This is a genomic window from Pseudomonas sp. M5A4_2d (assembly GCF_053345295.1).
Window position 1 is genome coordinate 119,878 of record NZ_JBKEZW010000014.1, and the last position, 15,116, is coordinate 134,993.

Genomic DNA, 15,116 nt, shown 5'->3' on the forward strand with positions numbered 1-15,116 from the left:
GCTGCGAATGAATACCCGTGGATTGCTCGACCAACTGCTCAAATCGGGCCAGGACATGTTGCAAAACAAGGCTGGCGGCCAGCGTAAATCGGACGACAAAGGGGCACTCGGCGGGCTGCTCGGCAGTGGCGGGCTGGGCAGTTTGCTCGGCGGTGCGGGTGGCGGGGCCCTGGCGGCCGGTGCCATGGGTTTGCTACTGGGTAATAAGAAGGCCCGTAAATTTGGCGGCAAGGCCCTCACCTACGGTGGCCTGGCGGCATTGGGCGTGATTGCCTATAGGGCTTACGGCAATTGGCAGGCGCAGCAGGCCGGCGCGCCTCAAGGCGAACCGCAAACCATCGACCGCCTGCCACCGGCCCAGGTCGAGCAACACAGCCAGGGCATTCTTAAAGCCTTGGTCGCGGCGGCCAAGGCCGACGGGCATGTGGACGAGCGTGAACGCGCGTTGATCGAGGGCGAATTCACCAAGCTGGACAACGACCGCGAGCTGCAAACCTGGCTGCATGCCGAGCTGAATAAACCCCTCGACCCCGCCGACGTGGCCCGCGCAGCCGGCACCCCGGAAATGGCCGCCGAGATGTACGTTGCCAGCGTGATGCTGGTTGACGAAGAAAACTTCATGGAAAAGGCCTATCTGGATGAGTTGGCGCGCCAGTTGAAACTCGAGCCCGGTCTAAAGGCCGAGCTGGAAAAACAGGTGCGCCAAGCCACCCTCTGACGCTCATCCAGCGTTATCAAACACCCCGGCCGAAGCAGCGGTTCGGGGTGTTTTTGCATTCTGTGTGCGCTGCATCAAAACCCGTTGATTAATGAGGGCTGACGCTCAGCTATACTCCCCGCATTTGAATGGCCCTTCGAGGAATTACTGTGAAGAACTGGACCTTGCGCCAACGGATCTTGGCTAGCTTTGCGGTCATTATCGCCATCATGTTGTTAATGGTTGTGGTCTCTTATTCACGGTTGTTGAAGATTGAGGCCGGCGAGACTGCGGTCCGTGATGACGCGGTGCCGGGGGTTTATCTCAGTTCGATGATCCGCAGCGCGTGGGTCGACAGTTACCTGCAAACCCTGGCGTTGCTTGGTCTGCGTGACGACAAGGGCCTGACCGACGCCGACAAGGCTGACTTCAAAGCCTTTGAAGGGCGCATCCAGACACAGATGGCCAACTACCAGCAAACCATCAACGGTCGCGATGACCAGGCCGAGTTCAATAAATTCGAATCCCTGCACCAGGCCTACAACAAGAGCCTGGCCACGGTGCTCGAGAGCCTGGCGCGCAATGATCTGGTCGCCGCGCGCAAAGAGTTCAATACCAACCTGACGCCTGCATGGACGGCAGGGCGATTGAAACTCAACGACATCATCACCGAAAACAAAGATGTCGCCGACCGTGCGACCACTGCCATTGATGACGCGGTAGCAGCCGCCAAGGTCAGCATGCTCGTGTCGTTGCTCTTGGCCATCCTCGCCGCCGGCCTGTGTGGCCTGCTGTTGATGCGCGCGATCATGGCGCCGATGCAACGCATCGTGGCGATCCTGGGCACCATGCGCGACGGCGACCTGAGCAAACGCCTGAACCTGGATCGCAAGGACGAATTCGGCGCCGTGGAAACCGGCTTCAACGACATGATGACCGAGCTGACGGCCCTGGTGTCCCAGGCCCAGCGTTCGTCGGTACAGGTGACCACCTCGGTCACCGAGATCGCCGCGACCTCCAAGCAGCAACAGGCCACCGCCACCGAAACAGCGGCAACTACCACCGAGATCGGCGCGACTTCACGCGAGATCGCCGCCACGTCCAAGGACCTGGTCCGCACCATGACCGAAGTTTCGACAGCCGCCGACCAGGCATCGGTCGCCGCCGGTTCCGGCCAGCAAGGCCTGGCGCGCATGGAAGAAACCATGCATTCGGTGATGGGCGCCGCCGACCTGGTCAACGCCAAGCTGGCGATCCTCAATGAGAAGGCCGGCAACATCAACCAAGTGGTGGTGACCATCGTCAAGGTGGCCGACCAGACCAACCTGCTGTCGCTCAATGCCGCCATCGAGGCCGAGAAGGCCGGTGAATACGGTCGCGGTTTTGCTGTGGTGGCCACTGAAGTGCGGCGCCTGGCCGACCAGACCGCCGTGGCCACGTATGACATCGAGCAGATGGTGCGCGAGATCCAGTCGGCAGTATCGGCGGGCGTGATGGGCATGGACAAGTTCTCCGAAGAAGTCCGGCGCGGGATGTTCGAAGTGCAGCAAGTGGGCGAGCAACTGTCGCAGATCATCCATCAGGTGCAGGCCCTGGCGCCGCGGGTGTTGATGGTCAACGAAGGCATGCAGGCCCAGGCCACCGGCGCCGAGCAAATTAATCATGCGCTGGTGCAATTGGGCGATGCCAGCAGCCAGACCGTGGAGTCCCTGCGCCAGGCCAGCTTTGCCATTGATGAACTGAGCCAGGTTGCGGTCGGTCTGCGCAGCGGCGTCTCGCGTTTCAAAGTCTGATGAGCGACCTCGCGGCTAAACGCGATGCCGTCCCGGCAGCGAAAAAAGCGTTGTTCCTGGTGTTCCACATCGGCGGTGAACGCTACGCGCTGAGGGCCACAGAAGTGGCCGAGGTGCTGCCGCGTCTGCCGCTCAAACCGATTGCCCACGCGCCGCTGTGGGTGGCGGGGATCTTTGCTCATCGTGGGGCGTTGGTGCCTGTCATCGATCTGTGTGCCTTGACCTTCGGTACGCCGGCAAAGGCCCGCACCAGCACGCGCCTGGTGCTGGTCAATTACCAGCCGCAGCCGTGGGTCCAGGCGCGCTGGCTGGGGCTGATCCTCGAACAAGCCACCGACACCCTGCGTTGCGGGCTTGAGGAGTTCCAGCCTTATGGGCTGGACAACCGCGAGGCGCCTTACCTGGGGCTGGTGCGTGAAGATGCCTTGGGCTTGATGCAGTGGATTGGCGTCAACGAACTGCTCACCGAGCCTGTGCGCACCTTGCTGTTTTCCGCCGAGCTGAGCCTATGAGCAACGACCCGCGGTTCTTTGCCTTCTTGAAGGAGCGCATTGGCCTGGATGTCGCCTCGGTGGGTGAGGCGATTATCGAGCGCGCGGTGCGTCAACGCAGCCAGGCCGTGCAGGCGCAGACCGCCGAGGCTTACTGGCAGCACCTGCAAAGCTCCCATGATGAGCAGCAGGCGCTGATCGAAGCGGTGATCGTCCCCGAGACCTGGTTTTTCCGTTACCCCGAATCCTTTGCCACCCTGGCCCGCTTGGCCAAGGCACGCCTGGCCGAGATCAAGCACATGCGTGCCCTGCGCATTCTCAGCTTGCCGTGTTCCACCGGCGAAGAGCCGCATTCGATTGCCATGGCGTTACTGGATGCAGGGCTTGCGCCGCACCAATTCAAGGTGCAGGGCATGGATGTCAGCCCGCTGTCGGTGGAGCGCGCCAAACGTGGGGTGTATGGCAAGAATTCTTTTCGCGGCAGCGATATCGAGTTTCGTGAGCGCCATTTCACGGAAGAGGTCGACGGTTATCGCATCGCCGACCGGGTGCGTGAACAAGTCCGCCTGCAAGTCGGCAACCTGCTCGACCCTGCGCTGCTGGCCAATGAGCCGAGTTACGATTTCGTGTTCTGTCGCAACCTGCTGATCTACTTTGACCAGCCGACCCAGAAGCAAGTGTTCGACGTGCTCAAGGCCCTGACCCATGTGGACGGCGTGCTGTTTATCGGCCCGGCCGAAGGCAGCCTGCTGGGGCGCCATGGCATGCGCTCGATAGGCGTACCGCAATCCTTTGCGTTCAGCCGGCATGTCGAGCCGGTCAAGCCTGAGCCGGTCTTCGTACCGATGCCTGCGCCGGTGCCACAGCGCAGCGCAGCGCCGATTCCACCCAAGCCGCGACCGTTCAGCACGGTGAGTGCTCAGGTGGTGCCGATCAAGGCGCCGCACACCGATACCGGCGACTTGCTCAGCCGGATCGCTACCCTGGCCAACGAAGGTAAAAGCGTTGAGGCGCGCGCCGCCTGTGAACAGTATTTGAGTAACCACCCGCCGGCCGCCCAAGTGTTTTACTGGCTGGGGCTGCTCAGCGATGTGGCCGGCAGCGCCCTGGAAGCCCAGGGGTATTATCGAAAAGCCTTGTACCTGGAACCGCAGCACCCGCAGGCCCTGATGCACCTGGCCGCGTTGCTCGAGTCCCAGGGCGATAGCGCGGGGGCGCGCCGGTTGCAGGCGCGTGCCGCCCGTAGCGAGCGAGCTGACAGTGAGTCCAAACGATGAGTAGCCCTGACGCACTCAATACCGCAGGCCTGGACCTGACCCTGGCCGACACCCAGGCCATCGACGACTGCTGGAACCGTATCGGCATCCATGGCGACAAGTCCTGCCCGTTGCTGGCCGAGCATATCCACTGCCGCAACTGCTCGGTGTATTCCGCCGCCGCCACGCGTTTGCTCGACCGTTACGCCTTGCAGCAGGAGGACCAACGCCCGCAGGCGGCCGTTGAAGTCGCGAGTGATGTCGTCACTCGATCCCTGTTGATGTTCCGCCTCGGCGAAGAATGGCTGGGTATTGCAACCCGTTGCCTGGTGGAGGTGGCGCCGCTGCAAGCGATACATTCGCTGCCGCACCAGCGTTCCCGCGCATTGCTCGGTGTGGCCAATGTACGCGGCGCGCTGGTGGCGTGTTTATCGCTGGTGGAGTTGCTGGGGCTGGACCCCACCAGCAATGGTGCAACCGGCGGGCGTATCATGCCGCGCATGTTGATTATTGCCGCGCAGGACGGCCCGGTGGTGGTGCCGGTGGATGAAGTCGACGGCATTCATGCCATCGACGAACGTACCTTGAAGGCGGCGTCGGCCTCCGGCACCCAGGCCAGTGCGCGTTTCACCCAAGGTGTGCTGCAGTGGAAAGGCCGCAGCCTGCGGTGGCTGGATGAGGCGCAATTGCTGTCCGCCGTGACCCGGAGCCTCACATGACCCCCGACCAGATGCGCGATGCCTCGCTGCTGGAACTGTTCAGCCTGGAAGCCGATGCGCAGACCCAGGTATTGAACGCCGGTTTGCTGGCCCTGGAGCGCAACCCGACCCAGGCCGATCAGCTGGAAGCCTGCATGCGCGCCGCGCATTCGCTCAAGGGCGCCGCGCGGATTGTCGGCGTGGACGCCGGGGTCAGCGTGGCTCACGTCATGGAGGATTGCCTGGTCAGCGCCCAGGAAAACCGCCTGTACCTGCAACCCGAACATATCGATGCCTTACTGCAAGGTACCGATCTACTGATGCGTATCGCCACGCCCGGCAACGACGTGGGCCCCGCAGATATCGAGGCCTATGTGGCCCTGATGGAGCGCCTGCTCGATCCGTCGCAGCCGATTGCCAGGGTTGAACCTGCGCCAACGCCCAAGCCGGCACCCGCGCCTGTCCTCGAAGAGCTGCCACCGGAGATCGAGCCTGCGGCGTCGGCCACGCCTTCTGCGCCGCGCCAGAACAAACCCATGACCGAAGGCGGCGAGCGCGTGCTGCGGGTGACCGCCGAGCGCTTGAACAGCCTGTTGGATCTGTCCAGCAAATCGCTGGTGGAAACCCAACGGCTCAAGCCTTACCTGGCCAGCATGCAGCGCCTCAAACGCATTCAAAGCAATAGTGTGCGTGCCTTGGACACACTGGATGGCCAACTCAAGGCCTTGGATTTAAGCCTTGAAGCTCAGGAGGCCCTGGCCGACACCCGCCGTCTTTTAAGCGAAGCCCAGGCCCTGCTGGCGGAAAAAACTGCCGAGCTGGATGAGTTTGGCTGGCAGGCCGGGCAGCGCGCCCAGGTGCTTTACGACACGGCGTTGGCCTGCCGCATGCGGCCGTTTGCCGATGTACTCGCCGGGCAGGTGCGCATGGTCCGCGACCTTGGCCGCAGCCTGGGCAAGCAGGTGCGCCTGGAGATCGAGGGCGAAAAGACCCAGGTCGACCGCGACGTGCTGGAAAAGCTCGAAGCGCCGCTCACCCACTTGCTGCGCAATGCCGTCGACCACGGTATCGAAATGCCCGAGCAGCGCATGCTCGCCGGTAAACCTGCTGAAGGCTTGATTCGCCTGCGAGCCTCCCACCAGGCGGGCCTGCTGGTGCTGGAGCTGAGTGACGACGGCAATGGCGTCGACCTTGAGCGCCTGCGCGGCACCATCGTCGACCGGCACCTGTCACCCCTGGAAACCGCCCTGCGCTTGAGCGAAGAGGAACTGCTGACGTTCCTGTTCCTGCCAGGGTTCAGCCTGCGCGACAAGGTCACCGAAGTATCCGGGCGTGGCGTCGGCCTGGACGCGGTGCAGCATATGGTTCGCCAACTGCGCGGCGCGGTGGTGCTGGAGCAGACGGCGGGGCAGGGCAGTCGCTTCCATCTGGAGGTGCCGTTGACCCTGTCGGTGGTGCGCAGCCTGGTGGTGGAGGTCGGTGAAGAAGCCTACGCATTCCCACTGGCCCACATCGAACGCATGTGCGACCTGGCGCCCGATGACATCGTGCAACTGGAAGGCCGTCAGCATTTCTGGCACGAAGGCCGGCATGTCGGCCTGGTTGCCGCCAGCCAGTTGTTGCAGCGCCCGCCGGGGCAGAGTAATGAAGAAACCTTGAAGGTAGTGGTGATCCGCGAGCGCGATGCGGTGTATGGCATTGCGGTGGAACGCTTTATCGGCGAGCGCACCCTGGTGGTGTTGCCGCTGGATGATCGCCTGGGCAAAGTCCAGGACATCTCCGCCGGGGCCTTGCTGGATGACGGCTCGGTGGTGTTGATCGTCGACGTCGAAGACATGCTGCGTTCGGTGGATAAATTGCTCAACACCGGCCGCCTGGAACGGATCGCCCGGCGCAGCCAACAGGCTGCCGAAGCACCGCGTAAACGGGTGCTGGTGGTGGACGACTCGCTCACTGTGCGAGAGCTGCAACGCAAATTATTACTTAATCGTGGTTATGAAGTGGCCGTAGCGGTCGATGGCATGGACGGCTGGAACGCGCTGCGTTCCGAAGACTTCGACTTGCTGATCACTGACATTGATATGCCTCGTATGGACGGGATCGAATTGGTCACACTCTTGCGCCGTGATAGTCGCCTGCAATCGTTGCCGGTGATGGTGGTCTCGTACAAGGATCGCGAAGAAGACCGGCGTCGTGGACTGGACGCCGGCGCCGACTATTATCTAGCTAAAGCCAGTTTCCATGACGACGCCTTGCTGGACGCCGTGATGGAACTGATTGGAGGCGCCCGGGCATGAGGATCGCGATCGTCAATGACATGCCCCTGGCGTTGGAAGCCTTGCGGCGCGCCTTGAGTCTTGAACCCGCGCACCAGGTGGTGTGGGTGGCCAACAATGGCCTTGAAGCCGTACAGCGTTGCGCCGAACTGACGCCGGACCTGATCCTGATGGACTTGATCATGCCGGTGATGGACGGCGTAGAAGCCACGCGGCAGATCATGGCCGAAACCCCGTGCCCGATCTTGATCGTCACCGTGGACCGTCAGGCCAATGTCAGCCGAGTGTTTGAAGCCATGGGCCATGGCGCGCTGGACGTGGTGGACACGCCGGCGCTGGGCGTGGGCAATCCCAAGGATGCGGCGGCGCCGTTGCTGCGCAAGATCCTCAACATTGGCTGGCTGGTCGGCCAGAGTGGCAGCCGCGTACGCGCCGAAACCGCGCCCCAGCGCTCCACCGGCAAACGCCGCAGCTTGGTGGCGATCGGGTCGTCGGCAGGCGGGCCGGCTGCCCTGGAAATCCTGCTCAAGGGTTTGCCCCGAGACTTTCCGGCGGCCATCGTGCTGGTGCAGCATGTGGACCAGGTGTTTGCCGCCGGCATGGCGGAGTGGCTGAGCAGCGCCTCCGGGCTGCCGGTGCGTCTGGCCCGTGAAGGTGAGCCGCCACAAGCCGGAACGGTGTTGCTGGCCGGCACCAATCACCACATTCGCCTGTTGAAAAATGGCACGCTAGCCTATACCGCAGAGCCGGTGAACGAGATCTACCGGCCGTCCATCGACGTGTTTTTCGAGAGCGTCGCCAGCCACTGGAACGGCGATGCCGTCGGCGTATTACTCACCGGCATGGGCCGCGACGGCGCCCAGGGGCTCAAGTTGTTGCGTGAACAAGGATATTTGACCATCGCCCAGGATCAACAAAGCTCGGCGGTGTATGGCATGCCCAAAGCGGCGGCGGCGATTGATGCTGCTGTTGAAATTCGCCCACTGGATAGAATTGCACCCCGATTGCTGGAGGTATTTGCAAAATGATCCGTATCTCCCGCTGCTGGCTTGCAGGTAGTAATTCAGGTGACTGCACATGAGTGATTTACAGATCGACGACATCAAGACCGACGAAAATGCTGCCATGGTGTTGCTGGTCGACGACCAGGCCATGATCGGCGAAGCGGTGCGGCGTGGGCTCGCCCATGAAGAAAACATCGATTTCCACTTTTGCGCCGATCCGCATCAGGCGATTGCCCAGGCCATCCGCATTAAGCCAACCGTCATTCTGCAAGACCTGGTCATGCCGGGCCTCGACGGCCTGACGCTGGTGCGCGAATACCGCAACCACCCGGCCACGGCGAACATCCCGATCATCGTGCTCTCGACCAAGGAAGAGCCGTTGATCAAAAGCGCGGCGTTCTCGGCCGGGGCCAATGATTACCTGGTCAAGCTGCCGGACAATATCGAGCTGGTGGCGCGCATTCGCTATCACTCGCGCTCCTACATGACGTTGTTGCAGCGGGATGCGGCCTACCGTGCGCTGCGGGTCAGCCAGCAGCAGTTGCTGGACACCAATCTGGTGCTGCAACGGTTGATGAACTCCGACGGTCTGACCGGGCTGTCCAACCGCCGCCACTTCGACGAATACCTGGAATTGGAATGGCGCCGCGCCATGCGTGACCAGACTCAGCTGTCACTGCTGATGATCGACGTCGACTTCTTCAAGACCTTCAACGACAGCTTTGGCCATGTTGAAGGTGACGAAGCCCTGCGCAAAGTTGCCGCCGCCATCCGCGAAGCCAGTAGCCGTCCTTCGGACCTGCCGGCGCGTTACGGGGGTGAAGAGTTCGCCCTGGTGTTGCCGAACACCTCGCCGGGTGGTGCGCGCCTGGTGGCGGAAAAGCTGCGCATGGCAGTTGCCGCGCTGAAAATCCCGCATATTGCACCGGCTGAAGGCTCGAGCCTGACCATCAGCATCGGCCTGTCGACCATGACCCCGCAGCAGAGCAGCGATTGCCGGCTGCTGATCATGGCGGCGGACAAGGGCTTGTATACGGCCAAGCATAATGGGCGTAACCAGGTGGGTATCGAATAATTCGGTACAACGCTAATCCCTTGTGGGAGCGGGCTTGCTCGCGAATGCGGTATGTCAGGTAATGAATCAGTGACTGACCCACCGCATTCGCGAGCAAGCCCGCTCCCACATTTGGATCTTCATTGTTCTTGAGATCGGATGCAGACCCGCCTTTTCGCCAAGCGGGCTGCCGTTCGCGTCTCTTTGTCGTTATACTCGTCGGCTTTCAAAAGTTCGCCAACGAGTGCTGCCCGCCATGGAAATCAACCCGATCCTTAACACCATCAAGGACCTGTCCGAGCGCTCCGAAACTATTCGGGGGTATCTTTGACTACGATCAAAAGCATGAGCGTCTGACCGAAGTCAATCGCGAGCTTGAAGATCCGGCTGTCTGGAACAAACCTGAATACGCCCAGGAACTGGGCCGCGAGCGCGCTGCGCTGGCGCAGATCGTCGACACCCTCGACGAATTGAACACCGGTCTGGGCGATTGCCGTGACCTGCTGGACATGGCCGTCGAAGAAAACGACGAAGGCGCAGTGGGCGATGTCGTCGCCGAACTGGCCCGTCTCGAGGAAAACCTCGCCAAGCTTGAATTCCGCCGCATGTTCAGCCACGAAATGGACCCGAACAACGCCTACCTGGATATCCAGGCCGGTTCCGGCGGCACCGAGGCCCAGGACTGGGCCAACATCCTGCTGCGCATGTACCTGCGCTGGGCTGACAAGCGCGGTTTCGACGCAACCATCATGGAGCTGTCAGCCGGTGAAGTCGCCGGTATCAAAGGCGCGACCGTGCACATCAAGGGTGAATACGCCTTTGGCTGGCTGCGTACCGAGATTGGCGTGCATCGCCTGGTGCGCAAGAGCCCGTTCGACTCCGGCAACCGTCGCCACACTTCGTTCTCCGCGGTGTTCGTCTCCCCAGAGATCGACGACAAAGTGGAAATCGAGATCAACCCGGCCGACCTGCGAATCGACACCTACCGCTCCTCCGGCGCCGGTGGTCAGCACGTAAACACCACCGACTCGGCCGTACGTATTACCCACGTACCGACCAACACCGTGGTCAGCTGCCAGAACGAACGTTCCCAGCACGCGAACAAGGACACCGCCATGAAAATGCTGCGGGCCAAGTTGTACGAGCAGGAAATGCAGAAGCGCAACGCGGCTTCGCAGGCGCTGGAAGACACCAAGTCGGATATCGGCTGGGGTCACCAGATCCGTTCTTATGTGCTCGATGCGTCGCGGATCAAGGATCTGCGCACTAACATCGAACGCAGCGACTGCGACAAGGTGCTCGACGGCGATATCGACGAATACCTGGAAGCCAGCCTGAAATCAGGCCTGTAACAAGACTCTAGGAGCCGGGGGGACACTTAGTCCTTGCCCGGCGATCCCCTGCCGAAGGCTGGGGAAAACGTACCTGTGATGGAATTTCAAAAGACATGAGCGACCAACAACTCGACCCGCAAGCCCTGCAACAGGAAGAAAACTCCCTGATCGCCCTGCGCAAGGAAAAGCTTGCTGCCGAGCGCGCCAAGGGTAACGCCTTCCCCAACGACTTCCGCCGCGACAACTACTGCGATGCCTTGCAGAAGCAATACGCGGACAAGACCAAGGAAGAGCTGGCGGAAGCGGCGATCCCGGTCAAGGTGGCAGGTCGCATCATGCTCAACCGTGGCTCGTTCATGGTGATCCAGGACATGACCGGGCGTCTTCAGGTCTACGTCAACCGCAAGACCCTTTCGGAAGAAACCCTGGCCTCGGTGAAAACCTGGGACATGGGCGACATCATCGCGGCCGAAGGCACCCTGGCCCGTTCCGGCAAGGGCGACCTGTACGTTGAGATGACCAGTGTGCGCCTGTTGACCAAGTCGCTGCGCCCTCTGCCGGACAAGCACCACGGCCTGACCGACACCGAGCAGCGCTATCGCCAGCGCTACGTTGACCTGATCGTCAACGAAGACGTGCGCCAGACCTTCCGCGTGCGTTCGCAGGTCATCGCCCACATCCGCAGCTTCCTGATGCAACGTGACTTCCTGGAAGTGGAAACCCCGATGCTGCAAACCATCCCGGGTGGTGCCGCAGCCAAACCGTTCGAAACCCACCACAACGCGTTGGACCTGGAAATGTTCCTGCGTATCGCGCCTGAGTTGTACCTCAAGCGCCTTGTGGTTGGCGGCTTCGAAAAAGTCTTCGAGATCAACCGCAACTTCCGTAACGAAGGCGTTTCGACGCGCCACAACCCTGAATTCACCATGTTGGAGTTCTACCAGGCGTACGCCGACTACGAAGACAACATGGACCTGACCGAAGAACTGTTCCGCGAACTGGCACAACTGGTGCTGGGCAGCACCGACGTGCCTTACGGCGACAAGGTGTTCCACTTCGGCGAGCCGTTTGTACGCCTCTCGGTGTTCGACTCGATCCTCAAGTACAACCCAGAGTTGACCGCTGACGACCTGACCGACATCGACAAGGCCCGCGCCATCGCCAAGAAAGCCGGCGCCAAGGTGCTGGGCTTTGAAGGCCTGGGCAAACTGCAGGTGATGATTTTCGAAGAACTGGTGGAGCACAAGCTGGAGCAGCCGCACTTCATTACCCAGTACCCGTTCGAAGTGTCGCCGCTGGCCCGTCGCAACGACGACAACCCGAACGTTACCGACCGTTTCGAGCTGTTCATCGGCGGCCGCGAAATCGCCAACGCCTACTCCGAGCTTAACGACGCGGAAGACCAGGCCGAGCGCTTCATGGCGCAGGTGGCCGACAAGGACGCCGGCGACGACGAAGCCATGCACTACGACGCCGACTTCGTCCGCGCGCTGGAGTACGGCATGCCACCGACTGCCGGTGAAGGTATCGGTATCGACCGGTTGGTGATGTTGTTGACCAACTCGCCGTCGATCCGCGACGTGATCTTGTTCCCGCACATGCGGCCACAAGCGTAACCCCAGCGAAATCCGAAGCCGCCTTTTATAAGGCGGCTTTTTTATGGGGTGTATTTAGCCGTCAATAGAACGGCGCCAGGTGTTCGTTCCCACGACGACCCGTCTGCGTGGGAATGCAGCCCGTGACGCTCCGCGTCACCTTTTAAAGGAAGATCTGCCGTGAACCGCGTAATGGCTCAAGAAGGTGCCGCCGGCATTGCTGCTGCCGTGGCTGAAAGCGTCCAGTATCAAGGCCGCAAGGCCAGTCGCCGGGGCAGCGAGCAACGCAGGCAAGACATTCTCGATGCGGCCATGCGCATCGTCGTGCGTGACGGCGTGCGGGCCGTGCGCCATCGCGCGGTGGCGTCGGAAGCCGGCGTGCCATTGTCGGCCACCACCTACTACTTCAAGGACATCGATGACTTGCTCACCGATACCTTCGCCCAGTACGTCGAGCGCAGCGCGGCCTTCATGGGCAAACTGTGGGTGCGCAACGAAGGCCTGCTGCGCGAGATGGTCGCCTATGGCGATGGCAGCCAGGCGTCACGCTCGCAACTGGCCGATGACATTGCAAAGCTGACCGCCGATTACGTCATGCGCCAACTGAACAACCGCCGTGAACACCTGATGGCCGAACAGGCCTTTCGCCAGGAAGCCTTGCTTAACCCGCGTCTGGCGGAACTGGTGCGTTCTCATCAGCAGATTCTGTTGCAGGGCACCGGGCAGTTTTTCCAGGTATTGGGTTCCCGCGAGCCGCAACAGGATGCCAAAGTGTTGACGGCGATAATCGGTCGGATGGAATATCAGGGCCTGCTTGGCGGCCCAGAGCCTCTGACCGGTGAAGAGATGCTTGAAATTCTCAAGCGTTACATGCATTTGGTGTTGGCCTCGGTCTAGCTAAATGTGGGATCTGCTTTATTTGGGAGCTGGCTTGCCTGCGATAGCAACACCGCGGTGTGGGCTTGAATGACCGTGTTACCTGTATCGCAGGCAAGCCCACTCCCACATCGGTAGGTGCCATGCAAACCATTCAGTGGGGTATTTGATGAAAGCCTGGCGTGTCGCGCTAATCGCCTTGTCGTTCCTGTTGCTCAGCGGTTGCCTGGTGACGTTCAAGGACCCGCTGCCAGCCAAAGAAGCAGCACCGAATGCCTTGCTCGGCCACTGGTCGAGCAAAAATGCCTGGGGCGAGCCGCTCAACCTGCAGATTACCCGCGTCGGTAAGCATCGTTACAAAGCGGTGAGCTACCCTAAAGCCAAGCCGGGCCAGCGCGATGAGTATCTGTTTACGGTTTCGCGCCATGGCAACCGTTGGTATTTGTCGGCGCCGTTGCCGGACAAACTCGGCGGGCACTTCATTTTGGCTGGCTTCGATTTTGAAGGCGAAAGCGACGAAAAGCCTGAATTGGTGGTCTACAACCTCGACCTTGAGCAAATCCATCAAGCCATAGGCCAGCAGGCTTTACACGGCAGCACTGTGGACACCGTCGAAGGCGCCGGCGTGTTGGTGGACAGCCCGATGGACCAGGTGTTTACCTACCTGGATAACCCGGCCAATGCCGATGTGTTCGTTGAAGCCGTGCGCTACCAGCGCGCGGGCAAATAACGTTTAAAGAGGAAGCACCGGGTGGACGATTACCAGCAGACGATACGCACCTTGTCCGATCGCATAGTGCTGGCGCAAACACCGATTCGCGTGCTCGACGCCGTGAAGTGGGACGAGAACATTCGCCAGGGATTCCTCAAGGCCAAGGGCAAGGCTTTGCCCGCCGTGGACCGCGATTATTACCTGAACCGGCCGCTATCGTTCGACTCCAGCGCGGTCAAGCTGGAGTTCCAGAACATCGAGCGCGACATCACCCGCCAGCTTGGCCAATTCAACCCGGTCGGGCAGATCATGCGGCGGATGTGCAAGGAGTACCGCATGGTGGTGCGCATGCTCGAAGCGCGCGGCACCGAGGACTTCGGCCTGATCTCCCAGGAACTCTACGGCGCCGCTTCCGATGCCTTCCACGCCGGCGACCCGACCCTGGCTGACCTGGGCCTGATGCTCTCCGACTACCTCAATAACATCGACGGCCGTGGCGACCTCAAGGACGAGGCCAAGACTCTCACCGCCAAAGATGCCGTGGCGATGTTGCAAACCCGCCTGAACAAGGTATTTGGCGAGGCGGAAGAAACCATTCGCGTGTTCGAGTCCGACGGGATCGTCGCCGACGCGGCGGCGGGCGCCGACTACATCAAGATCCGCGCCGACGCGATGTTCAACGAGCGTGATGTGCGCGCGCTGGAAGTGCATGAAGGCCTGGTGCACGTCGGCACCACGCTCAATGGCCAAAATCAGCCGATCTGCACGTTCCTGTCCAAGGGGCCGCCGTCTTCCACCGTGACCCAGGAAGGCCTGGCGATTCTGATGGAAATCATCACCTTCGCGTCCTACCCCAGCCGCCTGCGCAAACTGACCAATCGCACCCGCGCCATCCATATGGTGGAGGAGGGCGCTGACTTCCTGCAGGTGTTCGAATTCTTCCGCGAGCAAGGTTTTGAAATGGCCGAAAGCTACGGCAACGCCAGCCGGGTATTCCGTGGCTCGACGCCGACCGGCCTGCCGTTTACCAAGGATTTGTCCTATCTCAAGGGCTTTATCATGGTCTATAACTACATTCAGCTGGCCGTGCGCAAAGGCAAGCTGGAACAAGTGCCGCTGTTGTTCTGCGGCAAGACCACGCTGGAAGACATGCGTACCTTGCGCCAACTGGTCGATGAAGGCCTGGTGGTGCCGCCCAAGTACCTGCCCGAGCAGTTTCGCGACATGAACGCACTGGCGGCGTGGATGTGTTTCTCCAACTTCCTCAACCACTTGAGCCTGGATCGGATCGAAGCGGATTACTCGAATATCCTTTAGGCAATTTAACTGA

The 15,116-nt window shown here is 61.2% G+C and carries 13 protein-coding genes; all 13 read left to right on the forward strand.

The genetic code is table 11. The features are described 5' to 3' along the window. Positions 1-7 precede the first annotated feature (7 nt). The 13 genes from ACLBW8_RS26470 to ACLBW8_RS26530 all read left to right on the forward strand — a co-directional run bounded on the left by ACLBW8_RS26470 (position 8) and on the right by ACLBW8_RS26530 (position 15,103). Positions 8-718, forward strand: a complete 711-nt coding sequence (locus ACLBW8_RS26470) for a tellurite resistance TerB family protein (RefSeq protein WP_447806712.1) — start codon at positions 8-10, stop codon at positions 716-718. Between the two features lie 149 nt (positions 719-867). Further along, positions 868-2,490 (forward strand): methyl-accepting chemotaxis protein, encoded by a 1,623-nt coding sequence (locus tag ACLBW8_RS26475; RefSeq protein ID WP_064451026.1) that lies wholly within the window; start codon positions 868-870, stop codon positions 2,488-2,490. Continuing rightward, positions 2,490-3,002, forward strand: a complete 513-nt coding sequence (locus ACLBW8_RS26480) for a chemotaxis protein CheW (protein ID WP_447806713.1) — start codon at positions 2,490-2,492, stop codon at positions 3,000-3,002. Before ACLBW8_RS26475 ends, ACLBW8_RS26480 begins: the two co-directional genes overlap by 1 nt. Then, positions 2,999-4,258 (forward strand): CheR family methyltransferase, encoded by a 1,260-nt coding sequence (locus tag ACLBW8_RS26485; protein ID WP_447806714.1) that lies wholly within the window; start codon positions 2,999-3,001, stop codon positions 4,256-4,258. Before ACLBW8_RS26480 ends, ACLBW8_RS26485 begins: the two co-directional genes overlap by 4 nt. Then, on the forward strand, positions 4,255-4,956 hold the full coding sequence (locus ACLBW8_RS26490) for a chemotaxis protein CheW (RefSeq protein WP_221294072.1): 702 nt from the start codon (positions 4,255-4,257) through the stop codon (positions 4,954-4,956). The genes ACLBW8_RS26485 and ACLBW8_RS26490 overlap by 4 nt, the downstream gene beginning before the upstream one ends. Next, positions 4,953-7,232 (forward strand): hybrid sensor histidine kinase/response regulator, encoded by a 2,280-nt coding sequence (locus tag ACLBW8_RS26495; protein ID WP_407017684.1) that lies wholly within the window; start codon positions 4,953-4,955, stop codon positions 7,230-7,232. Before ACLBW8_RS26490 ends, ACLBW8_RS26495 begins: the two co-directional genes overlap by 4 nt. Continuing rightward, the gene (gene cheB / locus ACLBW8_RS26500) at positions 7,229-8,239 is read left to right on the forward strand and encodes a chemotaxis response regulator protein-glutamate methylesterase (protein WP_064451031.1); all 1,011 of its coding nucleotides are present in this window, start codon (positions 7,229-7,231) and stop codon (positions 8,237-8,239) included. Before ACLBW8_RS26495 ends, cheB begins: the two co-directional genes overlap by 4 nt. Before the next feature lie 49 nt (positions 8,240-8,288). After that, a complete protein-coding gene (locus ACLBW8_RS26505) occupies positions 8,289-9,290 on the forward strand; it encodes a diguanylate cyclase (protein WP_064451032.1) in 1,002 nt (333 codons plus the stop codon). 235 nt (positions 9,291-9,525) lie between these two features. Further along, a protein-coding gene (gene prfB / locus ACLBW8_RS26510) for a peptide chain release factor 2 (RefSeq protein ID WP_096236834.1) occupies positions 9,526-10,621 on the forward strand; the annotation gives its coding sequence in 2 pieces (ribosomal slippage) (positions 9,526-9,597 and positions 9,599-10,621; 1,095 coding nt in all). Positions 10,622-10,716: 95 nt separating this feature from the next. After that, positions 10,717-12,219: a lysine--tRNA ligase gene (lysS, locus tag ACLBW8_RS26515; RefSeq protein WP_447806715.1), complete on the forward strand. Its 1,503-nt coding sequence runs from the start codon at positions 10,717-10,719 to the stop codon at positions 12,217-12,219. A gap of 159 nt (positions 12,220-12,378) precedes the next feature. Continuing rightward, positions 12,379-13,095 carry a TetR/AcrR family transcriptional regulator gene (locus ACLBW8_RS26520; protein WP_064451034.1) on the forward strand — a complete coding sequence of 239 codons (717 nt, stop codon included), beginning with the start codon at positions 12,379-12,381 and terminating at the stop codon, positions 13,093-13,095. 148 nt (positions 13,096-13,243) lie between these two features. Continuing rightward, positions 13,244-13,804 carry a hypothetical protein gene (locus ACLBW8_RS26525; protein ID WP_447806716.1) on the forward strand — a complete coding sequence of 187 codons (561 nt, stop codon included), beginning with the start codon at positions 13,244-13,246 and terminating at the stop codon, positions 13,802-13,804. Between the two features lie 21 nt (positions 13,805-13,825). Next, positions 13,826-15,103, forward strand: coding sequence for a flavohemoglobin expression-modulating QEGLA motif protein (locus ACLBW8_RS26530; RefSeq protein WP_064451036.1), 1,278 nt, complete (start codon positions 13,826-13,828; stop codon positions 15,101-15,103). The last annotated feature ends 13 nt before the right edge of the window (positions 15,104-15,116 follow it).

Bases quoted from the DNA above. Each gene is read 5' to 3' on its own strand.
- lysS (WP_447806715.1), top strand. From the start codon at position 10,717: ATGAGCGACCAACAACTCGACCCGCAAGCCCTGCAACAGGAAGAAAAC.
- ACLBW8_RS26480 (WP_447806713.1), top strand. From the start codon at position 2,490: ATGAGCGACCTCGCGGCTAAACGCGATGCCGTCCCGGCAGCGAAAAAA.
- ACLBW8_RS26485 (WP_447806714.1), top strand. From the start codon at position 2,999: ATGAGCAACGACCCGCGGTTCTTTGCCTTCTTGAAGGAGCGCATTGGC.
- ACLBW8_RS26470 (WP_447806712.1), top strand. From the start codon at position 8: ATGAATACCCGTGGATTGCTCGACCAACTGCTCAAATCGGGCCAGGAC.
- cheB (WP_064451031.1), top strand. From the start codon at position 7,229: ATGAGGATCGCGATCGTCAATGACATGCCCCTGGCGTTGGAAGCCTTG.
- ACLBW8_RS26495 (WP_407017684.1), top strand. From the start codon at position 4,953: ATGACCCCCGACCAGATGCGCGATGCCTCGCTGCTGGAACTGTTCAGC.
- ACLBW8_RS26505 (WP_064451032.1), top strand. From the start codon at position 8,289: ATGAGTGATTTACAGATCGACGACATCAAGACCGACGAAAATGCTGCC.
- ACLBW8_RS26490 (WP_221294072.1), top strand. From the start codon at position 4,255: ATGAGTAGCCCTGACGCACTCAATACCGCAGGCCTGGACCTGACCCTG.
- ACLBW8_RS26525 (WP_447806716.1), top strand. From the start codon at position 13,244: ATGAAAGCCTGGCGTGTCGCGCTAATCGCCTTGTCGTTCCTGTTGCTC.